We start from the raw sequence: 20,420 nt of genomic DNA, 5'->3' as shown, positions 1-20,420 counted from the left end.
ATATTTATATATAAAAAGATATGAAAAAAATCACATTATTAGCGGTATTATTAGGAACAACATATTTCGCAAATGCACAAGTAGGGATCGGTACGCCGGACCCTGCTACTTCTGCAGAATTAGACATCGTAGCTAAAGCAGGAAATAAAGGTATCTTGATTCCTCGTGTTGAATTAAAAAATACAAAAGACTTCCAAATGGCTGGTAAGGTTGCTGAGAGTACAAGCTTATTAGTATTTAATAAAACAGAAGTAAAGGATTTAGTACCTACAGGTTTTTACTACTGGGATGGTGCTAAATGGAATAGAATAGTAGGTAAAGAAGAGTTAGATACAGTAATCAAGAATTTAGGTGATAATATCACGAATATCACTACTAAATTAGAAGGAGATGTTAAGAATCTTCAAGCTGTAGTGAACTACATATTACCATCTAACCCTGATAATAAGGATAAAGATGGTAAACCAGTGGTTACTGAAAAGCATACTACTATCGTTTATAATCCTGAGACGAAAGCGATGTTCTATGTGACTTATGAAAATGGAAAGTATACGACTAAGCAGATTGATATCACTAAAATGGTACAGGGAGTAGAAACAAATACTTTCTTTAAAGACATCAAAGATGCAAATGGTAAAATAACTGGTTATGTATATTTCAACGAGAAAACGATTGTTGATTGGTTAGCTAAAGATAAAGCAAACACAATTGATAATATCCCTAACGATGCACCAGGAGCTATTGAAATTGACGTTAAAGGAACTGTAGTAAACAACATTCAAGAGATCTTAAAATCTAAAACTTCTATTACAGAAGGAGGAAAAACTTTCACAACTGTAGAAGAGTATTTACAGTATATCTCTCAGTCTGCTGATGGTAATGTAATCTATAAAAATATTGGTACTGATGTAGCTCCTAACTGGGTATTCCAATACTATGATAAAGCTACAGAAGATTATAAGACGATCAGTTTACGTGATCTAGTAGCAGGTACAGAGACGAAGACTTTTGTAAGAAAAACTGAAGAAAATGGTAAAGTAACAGGATTTGTTTATTTCTCAGAACAAACAATCATTGATTGGTTAGCTAAAGATAAAGCAAACACAATTGACAATATTCCTAACAATGCTGAAGGGGCTGTAACTGTTGATGTTAAAGGAACTATCGTTAATAACATCCAAGAGATCTTAAAATCTAAAACAGAAGTTAAAGAAGGGAACAAAACTTTCACAACAGTAGAAGAGTATTTACAGTACATCACTCAGTTCTCAGAAGGTAATGTTATCTATACGCAGATAGAAGATCCTAAAGACCCTTCTAAAAAAGTATGGGTATTACAGTACTGGGACAATACTGCAAATGAGTACAAAACTATTAACCTGACAGATCTTGTTGCTTCAGTAGAAACTAAGACTAATATCCTTAGAAGTGAAACTCTAACTAATGGGACGTTAGAAGACTATAAAGTAGTTGCTGCTCCAGTAGAAACAGCTGTTAAGAAAGGAGAAATCTTCTATAAGTATAATAATGAAGATAAAGGTGAGCAATTCATCAATATGACGGCAGATATCATCTCTTCTATTAACAACAATGAAGAAGTGAAGAATGCATTGACTAATGTGTTAAACTTAGGAGGGAACGTATATTTTGGTGATCATGATAATGATGCAACTACAGATGATGTATTCTATACAATGGTCGTGAACGCTGATGGAAGTGTTAGTAAAGATGAAATTAAAATTCCAGCTTCGGTTATCAAAAAAGTAATTGAAAACAGTATAAATGAGTTTAAAACACTTTTAGGAGATAATATCACAAACGAAGGAGATATCGTATTCACAGGGAATATCTATAATGGACGCCAAGTATTATTAGCTAAAGGAAGTACTAAAGCAAATGGAAGCTCTGCTAGAACTGAAGGAGTAACATTAGCGAATGCTACAGGTGATAACGCTATCAATGGTGTGTTATCTATCAAGGTACTAAAAGCAGGTGTAGTAGTTACAGAATCAACAAAAGATGTTGTGGTAGCAGGTACTAAGATTGACTTTAATATCGGTGTAGGAAATATCTATACAGCTTTACCAGCAGATACTTACGAAGTAGTAGTAGAGTACTTAGGTAAAGAGGTAAAATAATTTAGAAAACAACAAACAACAATTAATTCTTTTCAGAAAGGGAGAGGCTAAAGCCAACTCACAATAACGGCCTCTCCCTTTTATTAAATCAAACTCACATTATGAAAAAAATATATTTAAGTATAGCCATATCATTTCTTGCAACAGCTGGTTTTGCTCAGACTAAGATCGGTGTTGTTGGTAAATCGAATCCAGATGTAAACACGAATGCTATCTTAGAATTAGAAGCAGAGAATAAAGGGCTTCTTTTACCTCGTGTTGCGTTAACTGAAACTACGAAAGCAGATCCTCTAAGTGCTCATGTAAGTGGGATGACGGTGTATAATACAGCTACTGTAGCGGATGTAGTACCGGGGTTTTATTATAACGATGGTTCGAAATGGCAACAGATGGTAACAACGGACAATAAAGCTGTGAAATTCTTCTATATGCCTACAATCACTTTTGATACGAGTGTTCTTGGAGATGGTACAAAAGAACTATACGAAGAGTATAAAAAGCAGTTCACAATGACAAGCGGAAATGCAGTAAAGAGTACTAGCGCACCTGCTGTTATTCCTCATTTTCCAGCTGCAACTGATTTATACTACTATGTAACTGACTTTGATCCTGCTGTGTTTTCAGATATCGTTATAGATGATAATGGAGTAATGACTTACAAGATTATTGGTAATGGTACTCCTACTTCTATCATGAATATCGTATTCGTAGTAAAATAACTAACTAGTAAAAGTGATTCACTATGGTTAAGAAAAGAACACTCTTAGTAGTTTCTGGCTTGTGCTCTATAGCTACTATGGCACAGACAGTAAACAAGGGAGGGCTATATGTAAGCCCAGAAGGGATAATGTCTACACATTATGCCTTAGAGAATACAGATGAGGCAGACTTTAAAAATAACGGTACACTATATGTCTATAATGATATTATAAACAACGGTGCTTTCTTTGATTATAAAGGAAAACTAGCACAAGGGACTACTATTTTTAAAAGTGATAAACAACAGACTGTATCAGGTAACAGTATCAGTAAGTTTAACAATGTAGTGCTAAATAACACAGCCGATAATATAGCATTTAATGTTATTAATGATGTGGTAGTACAGGGCAAAGTAGACTTCCAAGACGGTATTGTCAATGTAGATGAGAAAGATGGATCATTTACATTCTTAAAAGACGCAACGGCAGTCAATGCAAGTGATAATAGCCATATCCAAGGAACTGTAGATAAGGAAGGAAACAACGAGTTTGTGTTCCCTATTGGAGATAAGAAGTACTATCGTAACGCTACGATTACAGCGCCTAAAGAAGAGAAAGACATTTTCGTAGGGAAGTATAACTTAGATGATAAGAACTTTTTTACTTCTCATAAGCATAAGTCTGGTGTAGTAGAACTAGTAAACGAAAGAGAGTATTGGTTAGTAGACCGTAACTCTAATGCGAAGAGTGATGTTATCTTGACATTAGGCTGGCATACAGATACTACTCCAGCAGAGTTATTAAAGACTCCAGAGAAGAATTTACGCATTCTTCGTTGGGATGCTAAGGATCAGCTTTGGGTAGATGAGGGAGGTATAGTAGATGTCGATAATAAGACAGTGACTACACCTACATCTGTACGTGGATACGGATTCTTTACATTAGGTACTGTGAATACAGATTTGATATTAGATGGAGACGTAGTGATCTATAATCTAGTAACGCCTAATGGAGATGGAGAGAATGATTTCTTCTTAATTGATAATATTAATCGTTTCCCTAATAATAAAGTTGAGATCTATAACCGTTGGGGAGTGAAGGTTTATGAGACTTCTAATTATGACAGTAATAATAACGTATTCAGAGGGTATTCTGATGGACGTGTTACAGTTAACTCTGGAGAGAAACTACCTACAGGAACTTATTATTATGTGATTAGCTATGAATACAGAAATGCTAGCGAAGCACATACAATTAGAAAATCAGGGTATCTACATTTAGACAACAACTAAGATTTTACGAATGACAATTAATAGAACAATAAGAAATATAAGTGTGTGTATGTTAACCTTGTTAGGAGCACAACAAATGCAAGCACAACAAGACCCACAGTACACACAGTATATGTATAATACCTCTAATATTAACCCTGCTTATGCAGGTACTAGAGGTAACCTAAGTATTTTCGGTAACTACCGTACACAGTGGGTTGGTTTAGATGGAGCGCCTAAGACAGCTAATCTGTCGGTGAGTACACCTCTAGGAGATTCAGGATTAGGATTAGGGGTGAACTATATGAATGATCGTATAGGAGCGATGGATGAGAATAATATCTCTGTAGACCTATCGTATGCTATCGATGTTAATCAAGACTATAAATTAGCATTTGGTTTAAAAGCTACGGCTAACTTACTGAATGTAGATTATACTCGTCTTAATATCTATAGTGGAAAAGACCCTGTAGCGATGACGAATATAGATAATCAATTCTCACCTAATATAGGGGCAGGTCTGTATCTATATTCTGAGAAGTCATATTTAGGATTGTCTGTACCTAACTTTTTGACTACAGATCGCTACGATGATAACGAGGTGACGACGATGCGTCAGAAAGCGCACTTCTACTTAATGGGAGGATATGTGTTTGAACTAAACCCTAGTTTGAAGTTTAAACCAGCTTTCTTAGCGAAGGCAGTTTCAGGGGCACCATTACAGATGGATCTGACAGCTAACTTCTTAATTATAGACAAGTTTACTGTAGGAGCAGCATATCGTTGGGATGCATCAGTTAGTGCATTAGCAGGATTCCAAGTGAATGATAACTTATTCGTAGGATATTCTTATGATGCTGATACGACTAAGTTAGCGAATTATAACTCTGGATCTCATGAGATATTCCTAAGATTCGATTTGTTTAATAATCGCACTCGTATGAATACACCAAGATTCTTTTAACGAAAACTATAAAGTATGAAAAAGAAGGTTATTAAGTTTTTCTCAATAGCCTCTTTTTTCTTAATAACGGTAGGGGCAGTAGCTCAGACTAGTAAGGAGAAAAAAGCGGATAAGAGCTTTGACTACTATGAGTATGTCAATGCAATCGAAATCTATGAGAAAATTATAAATAAAGGGTACAAAAGTGTTAATACACTTACTAAGTTAGCAGATGCTTATTACTTTAAAGGTGAGCTAAAGACTGCTCATAAGTGGTACGAAGAGTTATTTATTTTTGCAGAACAAGAAGGACATAAACTACCATCAGAGTACTACTATAGATATGCGCAGACGCTGCGTTCTATAGAGGATTATAAAAAGGCAGATGAGTATGTAAGTCGCTTTGCTGAATTAGAGAAGAGCGACAGTAGAGGTATATTATTCGAAGAAAAGAAAGATACTTACTTAAAGGAGATTAATGCCATGATACAGCGTTATGATCTGAAAGTACTGCCTATTAATAGTGTGTATTCTGACTATGGATCGAGTATCCTAGGAGACCAATTAGTCTTTGCTTCTGCTAGAGAAACAGAGCATGGAGGTAGAGTACATAAGTGGACTAATGAAGCATTTACTACTCTATACAGTACGGTGATCAGTAAAGACGGTAGTTTTAGCGAGCCTGAGCCTTTGGATAAGTTTGGAAATGCAAAGGTCAACGTAGCATCAGCTATCTTTACTAAAGATGGTAAGACGATGTACTTCACGAGTAATAACTTTAAGAAGAAAAAGAAAGTTCACAATGAAGACTATTACATCTTACTGAAGTTATATAAATCTACTCTAGACGAAGATAGTGTATGGACAGAAGCTGTAGAGTTACCATTTAACTCAGATAATTTTAATACTGCTCATCCTGCTTTATCTCCAGATGAGAGATGGTTATACTTTGCTTCTGATAGAAGTGGTACACTAGGAGAGTCTGATATCTATAGAGTCTTTATAGAAGAAGACGGAAGCTATGGTACCCCTGAGAACTTAGGGGCTAGAATTAATACAGAAGGGCGTGAGACATTCCCTTTTATCTCTAAGGATAACTATCTATACTTCTCATCAGATGGACGTCCAGGTCTAGGGGGGTTAGACGTATATATGGCTAAGTTAAATGTGGATAATACCTTCGGTAAGGTAGTGAGTGTAGGAGCTCCTATTAACAGTCCTTCAGATGACTTTGCATTCTATATCAATGATAAAAATAGAAAAGGATTTATCAGTTCTAATCGTGAGGGAGGAGTAGGAAGTGATGATATTTATTTCTTCCAAGTAGTAGACTGTAAGCAGCAGATAGAAGGAAAAGTGTTCAATACGAGTACAAAAGAACCGATAGCGAATGCCACAGTAGTATTATATGATAATGCGTATAAAGAACTAGCTACGATCACTACAGATGCGAAGGGATATTATCTTACAGAAGCTTTAGACTGTAATTATAAGTTTAGATTAAAGGCTAGTGCAGATAAATTTTTGACAGCAGAGGTATCTACGGTATTAGGACGAGAGTTTAATGTATCTAAGACGGTGGATATAGGACTAGATCCTATAGTTGAAAAAATAGAGAAAGATGATGATTTATTTAAGAAATTGAAGTTAGATCCTATCTATTTTGACTTTGATAAAGCGACTATTCGACCTGATGCAGCAGTAGAGCTAGCGAAGGTAGTAGAAGTGCTTAATATGTATCCTAAACTGAAGATAGATGTGCGTTCGCATACAGATAGTAGAGGTAATGATGCTTATAATATGAAGTTGTCTGACCGAAGAGCTAAATCAACGATAGCTTGGATGGTAAAACAAGGAATAGAAGAAGATCGTATCAAGGGTAAAGGGTATGGAGAATCACAGTTAGTTAATAAATGTGCTAATAAAGTACCATGTACTATTAAAGAGCATCAAGAAAATAGAAGAAGTGAGTTTATTATTCTGAATATAGAATAACACTGTTTCGGTTAGTAATTTTAAAAAAGCCAGTTTGTGATGACAGACTGGCTTTTTACTTTTTTAGTCAAATGTCATAGAACGGACAGAAAGGAATGATTCTATAGCCCTATTAGAGTGAGGTTGTTTTGTAATTCTATTCTTCAGTACTCTCCCTTCAATACCGCTACAAGATCTCTTCAAGACTTCTTCAAGAAAACAGGCTTGAACTAGAGCAATCTTGTCGTATTGTTGAAGAAGTGTTGAAGGAATTCAGACAAAGGCTTGTATATACTAGGATAGAGAGGTATTCGTGTATTATCTATTTTTGAAGTGTTCTATATTTAATGTTTTTATAGTTAGATGTTTATGTTTTTTTAGAGGCTTTTTTTTAAGGAAAAAAACACTATACTTTTTTTCAAAAAGAAGTGTAAATGGATGATATGAAGGATAAATATCAAAAAAAGAGGGTATAAAACGTCTTTTACACTAGGTAAGTACGTCATAACTCATTAAAAATGAAAAAAAGAGATAAGAATTATTCACAACAGAATGAAATAGGATTCGAAGATAGGGTGATGATTATCTCATATACTATTTCAACAAAAAAACCACCTGTTTAGAGGTGGTTTTCATATAGATAATAGATTGATTATTTTTCTATTGTTTGGTATACTTTAAGAGCTTGTTTTAAGATCTCAGCTGAGCGGATTAAGTCTTCTTTTTTAAGAACATAAGCCATACGAGCTTCGTTTAATCCTACACCTGGTGTAGAGTAGAATCCTGCAGCAGGAGCGATCATTACAGTCTCTCCATTTAGGTCATACTCTTCTAATAACCATTTAGCGAAGTTATCAGCATTCTTAATAGGGAACTTAGCTACACAGTAGAAAGAACCATGTGGCATAGTCACTTGAACACCTTCTATCTGTTGAAGCGCAGTGATGAATACATCTCTTCTCTCTTTGTACTCCGTGATTACTTCATCGAAGTAAGATTTAGGAGTGTCTAGAGCAGCCTCAGCAGCGATTTGTTCAAAAGTAGGAGGAGATAGACGCGCCTGAGCAAATTTCATTGCTGCAGCCATAAGCTCTTTGTTTTTAGAAACGATACATCCTATACGAGCACCACACATACTGTAACGCTTAGATACAGAGTCAATCATGATCGCGTGATTCGCTAATTCTGGGATGCTCATCACAGAGATATGCTTATATCCATCATAAGCGAACTCTCTATATACTTCATCAGCGATTAAGAATAGATCGTGTTTAACCACTAGATCTGTTAACTGTTTCATCTCTTGTTCTGAATATAAATAACCAGTAGGATTACCAGGATTACAGATTAAGATCGCTTTGGTCTTAGGAGTGATTAGTTTTTCGAATTCTGATATAGCAGGTAATGCAAATCCATCATTGATAGAAGACATTACAGGTACGATGTTTACTCCATTAGAAGTAGAGAATCCATTATAGTTAGCATAGAATGGCTCAGGGATGATGATTTCGTCACCTTGGTCCATTGTACTTCCTAAAGCGAATAATAATGCTTCAGATCCACCAGTAGTAACGATAATATCTGCTACATCTACATTAAGATTTTGGTCTTGATAGTGTTTAGCTAACTTTATTCTATAACTTTCGATTCCTGCAGAGTGGCTATATTCTAATACTTCGAAGTTAGCTTCTTTTACAGCTTTAAGAGCTCCTTCAGGTGTTTTAATATCAGGTTGTCCTATATTTAAGTGGTATACATGGTGTCCTTTTTGCTTTGCTACCTCTGCAAAAGGGACTAATTTTCTGATAGGTGATTCAGGCATTTGAAGCCCTTTGTTTGAAATCTTTGGCATAGTTTTGAAATTTAAATAAACATAGTAACTCTCTAAATCAATATTGGATTAGAAATCAATAATCCTCTAGAATATTACTATCGCAAATGTAACTTATTTTATGCAAAAATTTGCAACAAATTGATTACTAAATATTAAGTTAAATATACTGAATTACTGGGCTTTTTGGTTATTTTTGTTGCACTATTAAAACAACATATTAACAACTCATGGATAAAAAAATAATATCTTTTTTTTCTTCGACACGGTTAATGGCGGTTCTTTTTATAGTTTATGCTGTAGCATTAGCTCTAGGAACCTTCATCGAAGATCGTTATAACACAACTACTGCCCGTATTTTAATATATAATACTAAATGGTTCGAGTTTATTATGTTTGTTTTCTTGATTAACTTTATAGGAAATATTAAGAAATACAGACTACTGAGCAAGGAGAAGTGGGCCACATTACTACTGCATGCGGCTTTTATTTTAATTTTATTAGGAGCTTTCATTACTCGTTATATTAGTTTCGAGGGAATGATGCCTATTAGAGAAGGGGAGACGGCAGATAGTATTTTTTCTGATAAAACGTTCCTTACTGTTATGACAGATGGTGAGTATGAAGGGGAACAACGTAGACGTACGTATGAGAGACCAATATTATTCTCTCCTGTGACGAATAATCACTTTAAAGTAAGAGAAGACTTTAATGGTATCGATTACGAGATAGAGTATAAAGATTTTATCATGGGAGCTACTGAGGCAATAGCAGAAGATCCTAATGGAAAAATGTTCTTAAAATTAGTAGAGTCTGGTGATGGAGATCGTCATGAACATTTCTTAGAAGAAGGAAAAGTTGTGAGTATCCACAATGTATTATTCTCATTGAATAAGCCTACTGATGGAGCAATCAATATCACAAAAGAAGGGGATGAGTTCTTTTTAGATACACCTTTTGGAGGAACGTATATGGTGATGGCAACACAGGCGACAGGTGATGTAGTAGCTGGTACAAAAGCTCCTCTGAACTTTAGATCATTATATAATATGGCAGGAACACAGTTCGTTATTCCAGAAATGCCTATTAAAGGAAAGATGGTTCTAGAGTCTGATGGTGACTTTAAGAATAAAAGAAATACGGATGCTTTAGTTCTTACTGTTCGTTCTCAAGGAAAAGAGGAGGAAGTAACGCTAATGGGTAAAGCAGGAAGAATGGGAGAACCTCAGTCATTTAAACTAGGTGACTTAGAGTTTACGATGATGTATGGTAGTAAAGTGTATACTACACCGTTCCAAATCAAGTTAAATAAATTCATTGCTGAGAAATATCCTGGTACAGAGAGTAGCTATGCTTCATTCGAAAGTCAGGTGACTGTATTAGACGGAGCAGAGAACTTCGATGCACGTATCTATATGAACAATATTCTAGATTATAAAGGATACCGATTCTTCCAGGCAGAGTTCGATAGAGATGAGAAAGGAACTATCCTATCTGTGAACCATGACTTCTGGGGAACGTGGATTACTTATATAGGGTACTTCTTACTATATGTAGGATTAATAGTAATCTTATTCGATAAGAATACAAGATTTGGTGATTTGAAACGAAAATTAGATAAAGTTAGAGAGAAGAAAGCTTCTATACTTACGATGTTGTTCTTGTTCTTATCAGTAGGAGCATTCGCACAACATAATCACGAGACACCTACACGTCCTAATCAGGTAGTGATAGATTCGCTGATCAAGAGTACTGCTGTAGATAAAGAACATGCAGCAAGATTCGGAGAATTGGTTATTCAGGACTTTGGTGGTCGTATGAAACCAGTGAATACTTTTGCTTCAGAATTATTGCGTAAAGTATATAAAGGAGAAAACTATAAAGGATTAAATCCTGATCAGGTGTTTCTATCGATGACTCAGTTCACAGTAGCTCAACAATTACAAGGAGCACCTAACTACTGGTATTATGCAGAATTGATAAAACTACCTAGAGGGAATGATAAAATACTAGAGGCATTAAAGCTGCCTAAAGGTGCTAAGTATGCGGCGTTTATTGATTTCTTTGATGAAAATGGTAATTATAGATTAGCAAAAGTAGTAGAAGATGCTAATCACTCTGCTGTTAAAAATCAGTTTGAGAAAGACTATTTAGATTTGGATTCTAAGATGGCTCTATTGAATGCAGCATTCACTACACGTAGCCTTACGATATTCCCTATACCTGGTCACGATAATGATAAATGGGTATCTCCATTAGAATTAAACGAGGCTGGTCTTAAAGGAATGGATTCTACATTCACGAAGAGCATATTGCCTAGAATGTATGTACCAGCGTTATTTGAGGCAAAACAATCAGGGGACTATGCGAAGGCAGATGAGTTCTTACAGAGTATTAAAACGTATCAGAATGCTTATGGTAAAACTGTAATACCTTCTGAGAAAAAGATTCATTTCGAAATCCAATATAATAAGTACGATATATTTAAGACACTATATAGTTACTATATGTTAGCTGCTGTGTTCTTATTCATCTTCATTATATCAGAGATATTAAAACCAAGACGTATTAATAAGACGATGATAAAAATTGGTAGCTGGGCTACAGTCTTATTATTCGGTATCCATACATTAGGATTAGCTGTGAGATGGTATGTATCAGGGCACGCTCCATGGAGTGATGCGTATGAGTCAGTTATCTACGTGGCATGGGCAACTACATTATTTGGGTTGATTTTTGGGCGTAAGTCTGAGTTAACGATTGCTTCAACAGCATTCGTGGCCGCTATAGTATTATGGGGAGCACATCTAAACTTTATGGATCCTGCGATTGGTAATTTACAACCAGTATTGAATTCATATTGGCTGATTATCCACGTAGCAGTTATCGTAGGTAGTTATGGTCCATTCACATTAGGTATGATATTAGGAATAGTGACTCTATTCTTAATGATTCTTACCAATGATAAGAATAAGAAGAAAATGGATCTTAATATTAAGGAGTTGACTTATATTAATGAGATGACATTAACGGTAGGTCTAGTTCTATTAACTATTGGTAACTTCTTAGGAGGTCAATGGGCTAATGAGAGCTGGGGACGCTACTGGGGATGGGATCCTAAAGAGACATGGGCATTAATTAGTATTATGATTTATGCTTTTGTGATCCATGCCAGATTAGTGCCTGCTATGCGAGGTACATGGTTATATAATGTATTCAGTGTAGTAGCGTATTATTCAATTATGATGACTTACTTCGGTGTTAACTTCTACTTAAGTGGATTACACTCTTATGCATCAGGAGATAAAGTGATCACACCTACTGCTGTATGGTGGTCATTAGGATTTGTGATAGTATTAAGTGTCTTCTCTTATATTAAATATAAAAAGTACTTGAAGAAATAGTATTCTCTAAGTAGAATATAATCTAAAGCCCAGCTTCTTTTAGAAGCTGGGCTTTTTTTGTTTTTATATCTGATTCAAGAGTAGAATTGTGATATAGAAGGAGAAACTACGATATGTATTACATATTATATAGGTATAATTAACTATATTGTGATTAGTTTCTTTATTTTAGAAAAATTAGTGTTTTAATTTTCTTAAAAAATATAATTTTCTGTTTAATGTAGTTTTTAAAGGTGAAATCTTTAAAATGTTTAGTTTTGTTTTGTGTTTTATATACATCTTTTTTGAGTAAAATTTAAATATATATACAAAAACTTCTCTTGTTGTAGTATATTTTCTAAATAAGGTTAAATTGTGTGAGTAATAATTAAATTTTAACATTTGATGTTTGTTAAGTCGTTTTTTTTATAACTTTGTAGTACAAACTGTTTAAGATTTTAGGTTAAAGCTTATTGTCTATATAGGATGTTATGATTTGATTAACGATTTGGGGAAAATGTGATCACTTCAGATTAATTAGTAAAATATTTTAAATAAATTTTTTTAAACATGAAAAAGAAAATTACTACTCTGTTTTTGTTAGCTCTAGGAGCTGGTATGTATGCACAGACTCCTGATCCTATTGGTATGGGGGTTGGTACTGCATTAGTACCTAATAAAAGTGCAATATTAGATATTGCTGCGAGTAAGAAAGGGGTCTTGATTCCTAGAGTTGCTTTAAATGATGTTAAAGTATTTGGTTTAGAAGGGGATTCTAAAACTGAAAGTATGTTGGTCTTTAATGATAAAGGTACTGCTGCAAAAGGATTCTATTATTGGACTAATAATACTACGACTCCTGCAGAAAGTAAATGGGAACTTATTACTTCTGAATCTGTATTAAATCAAAAAATAGATGAACTTAAGAATTATGTTGATACAGAAATAAAAAAGATAACTAATATAGTAGATGGTGCTAACCTAAGTTATTTAGTTGCTTTTAATCCTACTGGAGGAGCAAATGGTAAAGGAGAGTTTTCTTATTTAGTTCCTGATGGTAGCGGAGGGTATACTCAAAAAGCAATTACATTTGCTGAGTTAATCGCCTTATCTGAGACTAAAACTTTTATGAAAGCAGAGATGCATAAAATAAAAGATCCAAATGATGAAACTGGTAAAACTGAAGTTGAAGTAGTAAAAGCTTATTACTATTTCAATGAAGATGCAGTTAACGCCTGGTTAATTGCTGGAAATGATATTAAAGATATTAATGACCCAGTTAAGGGGATTCCTTTTACTTCAGGATTTAAAATCGACGTAGTAGGTACTGTAAGTTCTAACTTAGAACAAGTATTTAATGATAATCGTAAGTTTATTGATAAATTTATTACTAAATCTGAAGGGAATGTTTTTGCTGAAGTAGTTAATAATGAAGTTAAGTTATACTATATTGACAAAACTAATGGTAAAACTGAAGTGAATTTCAATACTTTTGAAACAAAAACTAATATTCAGAAAACGATTGTTGACGCTTCTGGAAAAGAGGGAACTTATACAGATGCTACATTAGGAACTCTTAAAGAAGGTCAAATACTATTTAAATACAAATCTGAAGAATTAGATGCTAATCAGCAGCCTGTAAATTATTATTTAAATATTACAGAAGAGGTTAAAAATTCATTTAATCATCAAGATATCAAAGACGAGTTAAATAGATATTTGACTCAAGGAGGTAATGTTTACTATGGTGAAATCACTACAGGTGATGGTAAATTCGTGTTATATCATTTAATTGATAATGGTGATGGAACATTTACAAAAAAACCAATTGATATTAGTGAAAACATAATCGAAACGATTAAAACTAATGATAAAGTAACAGAGTTAATCAATGAGAAAACAAAAGTTGTAGTGACTACAGAAACTAATGTACCTACTGGGGAAGTTATCAATGGATATACTGTATATAAAGGTACTGCAGAGATACTTGTTAACCATGCGGATGGTTATGATTCTGAATTAGCTGCTAATACTTATGTAGTTACTAAACCAATGAAATTTGTAGTAGATGACGCAACTAAGAAAGGTTCTTGGGTTGAGAATAAAGCTGATAAATTTGGTAGATTACTTAAAGCATCAGTATTAGATAAAAATGGACAAGTATTATTCACTACAGTTACAGATGTAACTTCACCTGGTGATAATCAATTTAGATTTGCTTTTGGTGTTGGAAACAGTTATTATCCATTACCTAATGATAAATATGAGGTTGTTTTTGAATATCTTGGGGCAACAAAACAATAATAAAAAAAGTTAAGCACTATGAGAAAGTATTTAATAGCATGTGCTGCTCTATTTGGTATGTCCTATATAGGACATGCCCAAGTAGGGGTTGGTACACTAAGTCCTTCTGAGAGTACTGTCTTAGACATACACGCTAAGGATAGAGGGGTGCTTTTTCCAAGAGTTCATTTAAAAGATTTGAATGAATTAGATCCTGTTATTGGAAAAAAAGGAGACTTAAAGATTAAAGGATTAGTTGTATTTAATATTAATCCTAATTTACAAGATAAAGATCTTGCTGGAAAATCGGAAGGGTTTTATGTGTGGTCTGGTACATCTTGGGATAGATTAACAACACGAAGTGAAATTTTAAAGCTAATTGGAGATAACAATAGTAATCAATCTCTAGAAGAAATTTGGGCGGTCATTAATCAACTTATTAATCAAACTAAACCTGGAGAATCTTTGAAAGGAACTTCTGTCGTGTTGTATGATTTTGATAAAGAGCAATTTTATACATTAGTTAAAGATGATAAAGATAACGTTGTTAGTTCTGAGGTTGTTGACTTGACGAATGTAATCCAAAAGGCAGAAACAAAATCTTTAATTAATAGAGGAGAAGTTATTGCTGATGGGCAAAAACCAGAATTAGTTAAATCTTTAAATTATGACCAGACAAAGTTGAAGAAAGGTCAGATTTTTTATGAGTATTTAGGAGAAGAGAGAGATAAAGATGGAAAGCAAATTCCTTTTTATCTTGATATAACTGGAGATGTTAAGAAAACCATTACTAATAATCAAGAGGTACAACAAATTTTTGAAGAAACAGTAAATAAGTTTTTGACAGAAGGAGGTAATGTATTTTATGGTGATCATGATGAAGATGGAAATGCTGTTACTGAAGATGTTTTATATTCTTATGTAATCAATAATACGACAGGTAAGAGAGAAAAAAAGATTATTAATATAACAGAAACGCTTCGTGAAATATTAAAGAATGAAAACTTTATAAAAGAACTTAAAGAAGCTGTTAGTTATAATATTAGTAGTGCCATTACACAAACAAATATTAAGTATGAAGGTAAAGTAGTTAATGTGTTTTCAAGCACAGCAACTGTTAACTCTCTAGACGCTGAGGTTGTTGGTGTAGAATTTCCTGATGAAGTAGGTATTAAAGCACTTAACATTTTTGATATCAAATTGTATAGTTTAGAAGGAAAATTGATAACTGTAGGTATTACAGATATTAAGTATGATAGAGGGTTACTAGATTTTTCTTTAGGTAGTGGAGGGTTATATACACCAATTACTGCTGGTTCATACAAGGTAGTTGTTCAGTTTACAAAGTAAAACTTATAACAAAGAGTAGTAAAAAGCCTCTAGACATTGTCTAAAGGCTTTCTCTTTTAAATAAAAAAGGTCTCAAAAATATTTTTTGAGACCTTTTTTATGTTATTTAACTTGGTAAGTACCTATCGGTGTTATGTAGTTTTTATAGATGAAGTCTACTCTTCCATTACCTGCATCTTTAGGGATTTCAAAGTGTACTTCTGTTGGTGTTACTTTGAAAATATATGCAGGAGTTGGTGTGTCTGATGCTCCAGGTTGTAATGCACGAGTTCCTTTTTCAGCATTTGTTTTTTTACTTGGTAATTTTTTAGTAAAATTGATTGTGTATTCTCCAGCTTTACTTTCATCAAAACCTTTTCCTTTTAAAATAGCTGTATCCCCAGGTTGTTTATTTGAGAAATCAACATTGTTTATTTGCTCAGGGTATCCTGTAGGTTTTGGGTCATTCTTACTATTGTCATCACTAGAACAGCTTACAACGCTCAAAGAGATTGAGGTAATAAGGAATAAAAAAAGTTTTTTCATAAAATTGATTAGTTAATTGTTTAGAACTCTAAAGTAGTACCTTTTTTAATTCTAACAAATTATTGTGTCTTTTTTATTAGTTCATTTAGTATCGAATTTAGCCCTTCTGAAGCAGTATTTTTAATAACGGTTAGTGAGCAAGGTGTATGCTGAACTAACGCTGGGTTCGTGTCTATATAATAGGCTTGAGCATCTGATCTAGCATAAGATATTAGTGAGGCTGCAGGATATACTTGCATAGAGGTTCCTATGATGATGATGATATCTGCTTCTTCTACTAATGGAATAGCTTTCTCTAGTTCAGGAACCATTTCTCCAAACCAAACTATATGTGGTCTAAGTGAATGACCGAGTTCATTAGAGTCATTTGCTAAGAGATCTTTTGTCCAAGGGTATATTAGTTTTTCATTCTGTTCACTACGCACTTTCAATAGTTCTCCATGTAAATGAATAATATTATTAGATCCTGCACGCTCGTGAAGATCATCTACATTCTGAGTGATGATACTTACATTGTAGTGTTGTTCTAATTGAGCTAGAATGTTGTGAGCTTTATTCGGTTGACAACTTAATAGTTGGCGTCTGCGATCATTATAAAATTGCAAGACTAGTTCTTTGTTTTGTTGCCACCCTTCAGGTGAAGCTACCTGCATAACGTCATGACCTTCCCATAATCCATCAGCATCTCGGAATGTTTTAATACCACTTTCAGCACTCATTCCTGCGCCTGAAAGGACGACTAATTTTTTTTCCATAATATTCTTACCTTTGCAATTGTCTTAAAAATAAATATATAATGAATATTTCAAATAAGCTATTTCAGGACGTTGATTATTTAGAATACTTAGAGACTTTCTTGACTGAAAATAGAGTAGAGCGTTTTAAAGAAGTTTTAAAGGATCGTACAAATCATTTTACTGTTGTAGCTGAAGATGTATATCAATTGCATAATACGAGTGCTGTAATGCGTAGTTGTGAGGTTTTTGGTGTACAAGACTTACATGTTATAGAACAAAAATTTGGAAAGCGTATAGATAAAGAAATAGCTTTAGGTGCTGAGAAGTGGGTAGATATTCACCGTTATGCATCTATACCTACAGCCATTGAAGATATCAGGAAGAAGGGCTATCAGATTGTGGCAACTACTCCTCATGTAGAAGCAAATCATTTAGAAGACTTTGATATTAGTAAGCCTTCTGCTATATTCTTTGGTACAGAAAAAAATGGACTGTCTCCTGAAATTATAGAACAGGCAGATGCTTATATTAAAATACCAATGGTTGGTTTTACAGAAAGTTTGAATATATCAGTGTCAGCTGCGATTATTATTCAGAATCTAACTACGAGAGTAAGGAACTCAGATGTTGAGTGGAGGTTAAAGGAAGAAGAAATACTTGCAAAAAGAATTGATTGGGCTAGAAAGTCTATTAAAGATATTGATTTTGTAACTGAACGTTATTTAGAATCTAAGCAATAATATAAAACAAAAAACTCCTTCAATTGAAGGAGTTTTTGTTTTTATATAAGTGATGTTATTTAAGTACTAGGATTGCTTTTTTTGCGTAGTTTCATATTGATGAACTCTACAGCTAATGAGAAAGCAATAGCGAAGTATAAATACCCTTTTGGTACAGCTCCTATTTCTTGACCAGCTAATACAGCATGTGAGATGTGCATACTCTCTGTAGTAAGCATGAATCCAATCAATATTAAGAATGAAAGTGCAAGAATTTGAATAGAAGGGTTCTTATTCACAAAGTTACCTACAGGTATAGCAAACAACATCATCACTCCAACAGAAACAATAACTGCAGCAATCATAATATATAGAGCTCCTTGTAAGCCATTAGTCATACCTACAGCTGTTAGAATACTATCAACAGAGAATATAATATCAATCATTAAAATCTGCATGATAATGTTGCTAAATGATTTAGTCGCTATTTTTTTTGCATTAGGGGCTTCATCTATAGGGTGATGATCATGCACGTGAGCTACTTTTTCATGTATCTCTTTGGTCGATTTATAAATCAAGAAGATACCTCCACCTAATAAGATTAATGCTTGACCATTGAAGTCTGCGCTAAACCAACTCCAATTGACACTAAATAAAGGTTTTTTCATAGCGATAAGCCATGTAACACCAAATAATAATGCAATACGCATAAACATGGCTAAAAACAGCCCTATTTTTGTTGCTTTTTTGCGTTGTTCTTCAGGTAGTTTACCTGTGACGATTGAGATAAAGATAACATTGTCTATTCCTAATACAATTTCTAAGAATGTCAATGTAATAAATGCTACTATAGCATCTGCAGTTAAAAATACTTCCATAGTATTTAGTTGTGGATTAGATTATAAATCAGCTATTTTTTTAATAGTTCCTCTTTCTCTTCTTGCATCTCCTACATACCCATATTCAAAAGTACATAGATCTCCGTCCGTAGTAATTATCTTAATGCTAACAGGCTTTTTATCAGCCATAGTCTTAGGATTAAGTTTCTCTAAGATAAACTCGCAATCGTTTACCCAACGTATAGCAGCACTATCTGTTTTACCTTCGAATGTTTCTATTTCTAATTCTTCAGTTCTAATGAAAGTAGAAACTTTCTTTTCTCCATTAATTTCAGCAGTAAATTCGAATTTACCTGTTTTAAATTTAGCACAATTTCTTTCTTGATTATAACAAGAGGCTAATAAAAATAAAAAAGGTAAAAAGTAAAGTAGTTTAGTTTTCATGTTTTTAATTTCCAAAAAGTGATTTTATAATAGTTTGTAATCCTTTAAAAAATAATAGCATAGAAGTTAAGCATATTAAACATCCTAAAATAAGTATAGGATAGAAAAAAGGATGAGCTTGATTTTTTAAAGAACTATGGATAACGATAGGGCCTAAAAACATAAGGGGTAAAGTAATCATTAAGTATTTTACACCTTTGCTCAACAGTTTTCGATCAGTTTGTGGTTCTTCCATTATTTAGTTGATTTAAAACTTTCTATTGCTAAGCGGACATTCTGATATTGCTCTAAAAGTCCTTTAGCGATAGTGTAGTCTATATTTAATTCGTTTATAATCATTTGTATTCCTCTTTCTTGTAGTTTAGCATTAGTCATTTTCATATCGACCATTTTATTGCCTTTTACTCGACCAATTTGTATCATACTACTAGTAGAAATCATATTAAGAACGAGTTTCTGCGCAGTACCGGCTTTCATACGAGAGCTACCTGTTACAAACTCAGGTCCTACGACCACCTCTATAGGATAATCAGCTACTTCAGCAAGAGGACTTTGAGGATTACAAGTTATACAACTTGTTGTGATTGCATTTTTTTGGCATTGTTCTAATGCTTTAATAACATAGGGAGTAGTACCAGATGCAGCGATACCAACGACAATATCTTTTGAATTGACATTGTACTGTTGTAAATCTAACCAACCTTGTAAAGGATTGTCTTCTGCATTTTCTACAGCATGTCTAATGGCGTGATCTCCTCCAGCGATGATTCCAATAACTAAATCAGGTGATACTCCATAAGTAGGAGGACATTCTGAAGCATCTAGGATTCCTAATCGTCCTGAAGTACCTGCTCCAATGTAGAATAGTCTTCCTCCATTGTTTAATTTAGAAACAACTTGTGTTACTGTCCTTTCTATTTGAGGAATTGCTTTTTCTACAGCTAAGGGAACAGAAAGATCTTCTTGATTGATATTAGACAATAATTCTTGGATAGACATCTTGTCTAGATTATCATAATTAGAAGATTGTTCTGTAATTTTTATAAAACTCACTTTTGAATAGTTTTTAAAAAAGTATGAACACAAAAGTAAGCAAAATAGTTTACTAACCCTTATTTATGTAGTAGAGGAACGATATAATTTTATGCCAAAAAAGCAGATTATTAAGAAGAGAAATTTTCTTTAAAATTATATTTATTCTTTTATTAAGCTAGGTAAGTATTTCTTTACGAAGTCGTCTTGACTTTTGTAAAATAAAGAAGGGTTATAGAAATTTGTGTCGCTA

General features: G+C 33.6%; 16 protein-coding genes. 9 read left to right on the top strand and 7 right to left on the bottom strand.

Going from position 1 to position 20,420, the window contains the following annotated elements:
- Positions 1–20 precede the first annotated feature (20 nt).
- From RT228_RS12665 to RT228_RS12645, 5 genes are all read left to right on the top strand, one after another.
- Complete coding sequence (locus tag RT228_RS12665) at positions 21–2,138, top strand: hypothetical protein (RefSeq protein WP_058699697.1); 2,118 nt, start codon at positions 21–23, stop codon at positions 2,136–2,138.
- A gap of 101 nt (positions 2,139–2,239) precedes the next feature.
- The gene (locus tag RT228_RS12660; protein WP_058699698.1) at positions 2,240–2,857 is read left to right on the top strand and encodes a hypothetical protein; all 618 of its coding nucleotides are present in this window, start codon (positions 2,240–2,242) and stop codon (positions 2,855–2,857) included.
- A gap of 23 nt (positions 2,858–2,880) precedes the next feature.
- Entirely contained in the window at positions 2,881–4,128 is a 1,248-nt protein-coding gene (locus tag RT228_RS12655; RefSeq protein ID WP_058699699.1) for a gliding motility-associated C-terminal domain-containing protein, read from the top strand.
- A gap of 10 nt (positions 4,129–4,138) precedes the next feature.
- Complete coding sequence (locus tag RT228_RS12650) at positions 4,139–5,071, top strand: type IX secretion system membrane protein PorP/SprF (protein ID WP_006265791.1); 933 nt, start codon at positions 4,139–4,141, stop codon at positions 5,069–5,071.
- A gap of 15 nt (positions 5,072–5,086) precedes the next feature.
- Positions 5,087–7,045 carry an OmpA family protein gene (locus RT228_RS12645; protein WP_225581779.1) on the top strand — a complete coding sequence of 653 codons (1,959 nt, stop codon included), beginning with the start codon at positions 5,087–5,089 and terminating at the stop codon, positions 7,043–7,045.
- Between the two features lie 631 nt (positions 7,046–7,676).
- Here the strand turns inward: RT228_RS12645 and RT228_RS12640 are convergent.
- Entirely contained in the window at positions 7,677–8,876 is a 1,200-nt protein-coding gene (locus RT228_RS12640) for a pyridoxal phosphate-dependent aminotransferase (RefSeq protein WP_006258502.1), read from the bottom strand.
- 209 nt (positions 8,877–9,085) lie between these two features.
- On the opposite strand from RT228_RS12640, the gene ccsA reads away from it, so the two are divergent.
- The 3 genes from ccsA to RT228_RS12625 all read left to right on the top strand — a co-directional run bounded on the left by ccsA (position 9,086) and on the right by RT228_RS12625 (position 15,871).
- Positions 9,086–12,259, top strand: coding sequence for a cytochrome c biogenesis protein CcsA (gene ccsA / locus RT228_RS12635; protein ID WP_006258501.1), 3,174 nt, complete (start codon positions 9,086–9,088; stop codon positions 12,257–12,259).
- Between the two features lie 549 nt (positions 12,260–12,808).
- Positions 12,809–14,542, top strand: a complete 1,734-nt coding sequence (locus RT228_RS12630) for a hypothetical protein (RefSeq protein ID WP_058699700.1) — start codon at positions 12,809–12,811, stop codon at positions 14,540–14,542.
- Positions 14,543–14,560: 18 nt separating this feature from the next.
- The gene (locus RT228_RS12625; RefSeq protein ID WP_006264187.1) at positions 14,561–15,871 is read left to right on the top strand and encodes a hypothetical protein; all 1,311 of its coding nucleotides are present in this window, start codon (positions 14,561–14,563) and stop codon (positions 15,869–15,871) included.
- A 102-nt stretch (positions 15,872–15,973) separates the two neighbouring features.
- Here RT228_RS12625 and RT228_RS12620 read toward each other — a convergent pair whose 3' ends face one another.
- Together RT228_RS12620 and RT228_RS12615 are read right to left on the bottom strand one after the other, a co-directional pair.
- Positions 15,974–16,396, bottom strand: a complete 423-nt coding sequence (locus RT228_RS12620; protein WP_006258496.1) for a hypothetical protein — start codon at positions 16,394–16,396, stop codon at positions 15,974–15,976.
- Positions 16,397–16,455: 59 nt separating this feature from the next.
- The gene (locus tag RT228_RS12615) at positions 16,456–17,151 is read right to left on the bottom strand and encodes an SIR2 family NAD-dependent protein deacylase (RefSeq protein WP_006258495.1); all 696 of its coding nucleotides are present in this window, start codon (positions 17,149–17,151) and stop codon (positions 16,456–16,458) included.
- Between the two features lie 41 nt (positions 17,152–17,192).
- On the opposite strand from RT228_RS12615, the gene RT228_RS12610 reads away from it, so the two are divergent.
- The gene (locus RT228_RS12610) at positions 17,193–17,873 is read left to right on the top strand and encodes a TrmH family RNA methyltransferase (RefSeq protein WP_006258494.1); all 681 of its coding nucleotides are present in this window, start codon (positions 17,193–17,195) and stop codon (positions 17,871–17,873) included.
- A gap of 59 nt (positions 17,874–17,932) precedes the next feature.
- Here the strand turns inward: RT228_RS12610 and RT228_RS12605 are convergent, their stop codons facing one another.
- Genes RT228_RS12605 through murQ form a run of 4 tightly spaced genes read right to left on the bottom strand, consistent with a single transcriptional unit; the run spans position 17,933 to position 20,188 of the window.
- Positions 17,933–18,730 (bottom strand): TerC family protein, encoded by a 798-nt coding sequence (locus RT228_RS12605; RefSeq protein WP_058699701.1) that lies wholly within the window; start codon positions 18,728–18,730, stop codon positions 17,933–17,935.
- Positions 18,731–18,751: 21 nt separating this feature from the next.
- Positions 18,752–19,135 (bottom strand): hypothetical protein, encoded by a 384-nt coding sequence (locus RT228_RS12600; RefSeq protein WP_041893113.1) that lies wholly within the window; start codon positions 19,133–19,135, stop codon positions 18,752–18,754.
- 4 nt (positions 19,136–19,139) lie between these two features.
- Positions 19,140–19,370, bottom strand: a complete 231-nt coding sequence (locus tag RT228_RS12595) for a DUF6095 family protein (protein ID WP_006258491.1) — start codon at positions 19,368–19,370, stop codon at positions 19,140–19,142.
- The gene (murQ, locus tag RT228_RS12590; protein WP_313138693.1) at positions 19,370–20,188 is read right to left on the bottom strand and encodes an N-acetylmuramic acid 6-phosphate etherase; all 819 of its coding nucleotides are present in this window, start codon (positions 20,186–20,188) and stop codon (positions 19,370–19,372) included. Before murQ ends, RT228_RS12595 begins: the two co-directional genes overlap by 1 nt.
- Between the last annotated feature and the right edge of the window lie 232 nt (positions 20,189–20,420).

This window comes from Myroides sp. (genome assembly GCF_032073645.1).
Lineage (GTDB): Bacteria > Bacteroidota > Bacteroidia > Flavobacteriales > Flavobacteriaceae > Flavobacterium > Flavobacterium odoratimimum.
The sequence above is the reverse complement of the archived record's forward strand: the minus strand, read 5'-3'. Positions and strand labels throughout refer to the sequence as shown.

Bases quoted from the DNA above. Each gene is read 5' to 3' on its own strand.
- RT228_RS12665 (WP_058699697.1), top strand. From the start codon at position 21: ATGAAAAAAATCACATTATTAGCGGTATTATTAGGAACAACATATTTC.
- RT228_RS12660 (WP_058699698.1), top strand. From the start codon at position 2,240: ATGAAAAAAATATATTTAAGTATAGCCATATCATTTCTTGCAACAGCT.
- RT228_RS12655 (WP_058699699.1), top strand. From the start codon at position 2,881: ATGGTTAAGAAAAGAACACTCTTAGTAGTTTCTGGCTTGTGCTCTATA.
- RT228_RS12650 (WP_006265791.1), top strand. From the start codon at position 4,139: ATGACAATTAATAGAACAATAAGAAATATAAGTGTGTGTATGTTAACC.
- RT228_RS12645 (WP_225581779.1), top strand. From the start codon at position 5,087: ATGAAAAAGAAGGTTATTAAGTTTTTCTCAATAGCCTCTTTTTTCTTA.
- RT228_RS12640 (WP_006258502.1), bottom strand. From the start codon at position 8,876: ATGCCAAAGATTTCAAACAAAGGGCTTCAAATGCCTGAATCACCTATC.
- ccsA (WP_006258501.1), top strand. From the start codon at position 9,086: ATGGATAAAAAAATAATATCTTTTTTTTCTTCGACACGGTTAATGGCG.
- RT228_RS12630 (WP_058699700.1), top strand. From the start codon at position 12,809: ATGAAAAAGAAAATTACTACTCTGTTTTTGTTAGCTCTAGGAGCTGGT.
- RT228_RS12625 (WP_006264187.1), top strand. From the start codon at position 14,561: ATGAGAAAGTATTTAATAGCATGTGCTGCTCTATTTGGTATGTCCTAT.
- RT228_RS12620 (WP_006258496.1), bottom strand. From the start codon at position 16,396: ATGAAAAAACTTTTTTTATTCCTTATTACCTCAATCTCTTTGAGCGTT.
- RT228_RS12615 (WP_006258495.1), bottom strand. From the start codon at position 17,151: ATGGAAAAAAAATTAGTCGTCCTTTCAGGCGCAGGAATGAGTGCTGAA.
- RT228_RS12610 (WP_006258494.1), top strand. From the start codon at position 17,193: ATGAATATTTCAAATAAGCTATTTCAGGACGTTGATTATTTAGAATAC.
- RT228_RS12605 (WP_058699701.1), bottom strand. From the start codon at position 18,730: ATGGAAGTATTTTTAACTGCAGATGCTATAGTAGCATTTATTACATTG.
- RT228_RS12600 (WP_041893113.1), bottom strand. From the start codon at position 19,135: ATGAAAACTAAACTACTTTACTTTTTACCTTTTTTATTTTTATTAGCC.
- RT228_RS12595 (WP_006258491.1), bottom strand. From the start codon at position 19,370: ATGGAAGAACCACAAACTGATCGAAAACTGTTGAGCAAAGGTGTAAAA.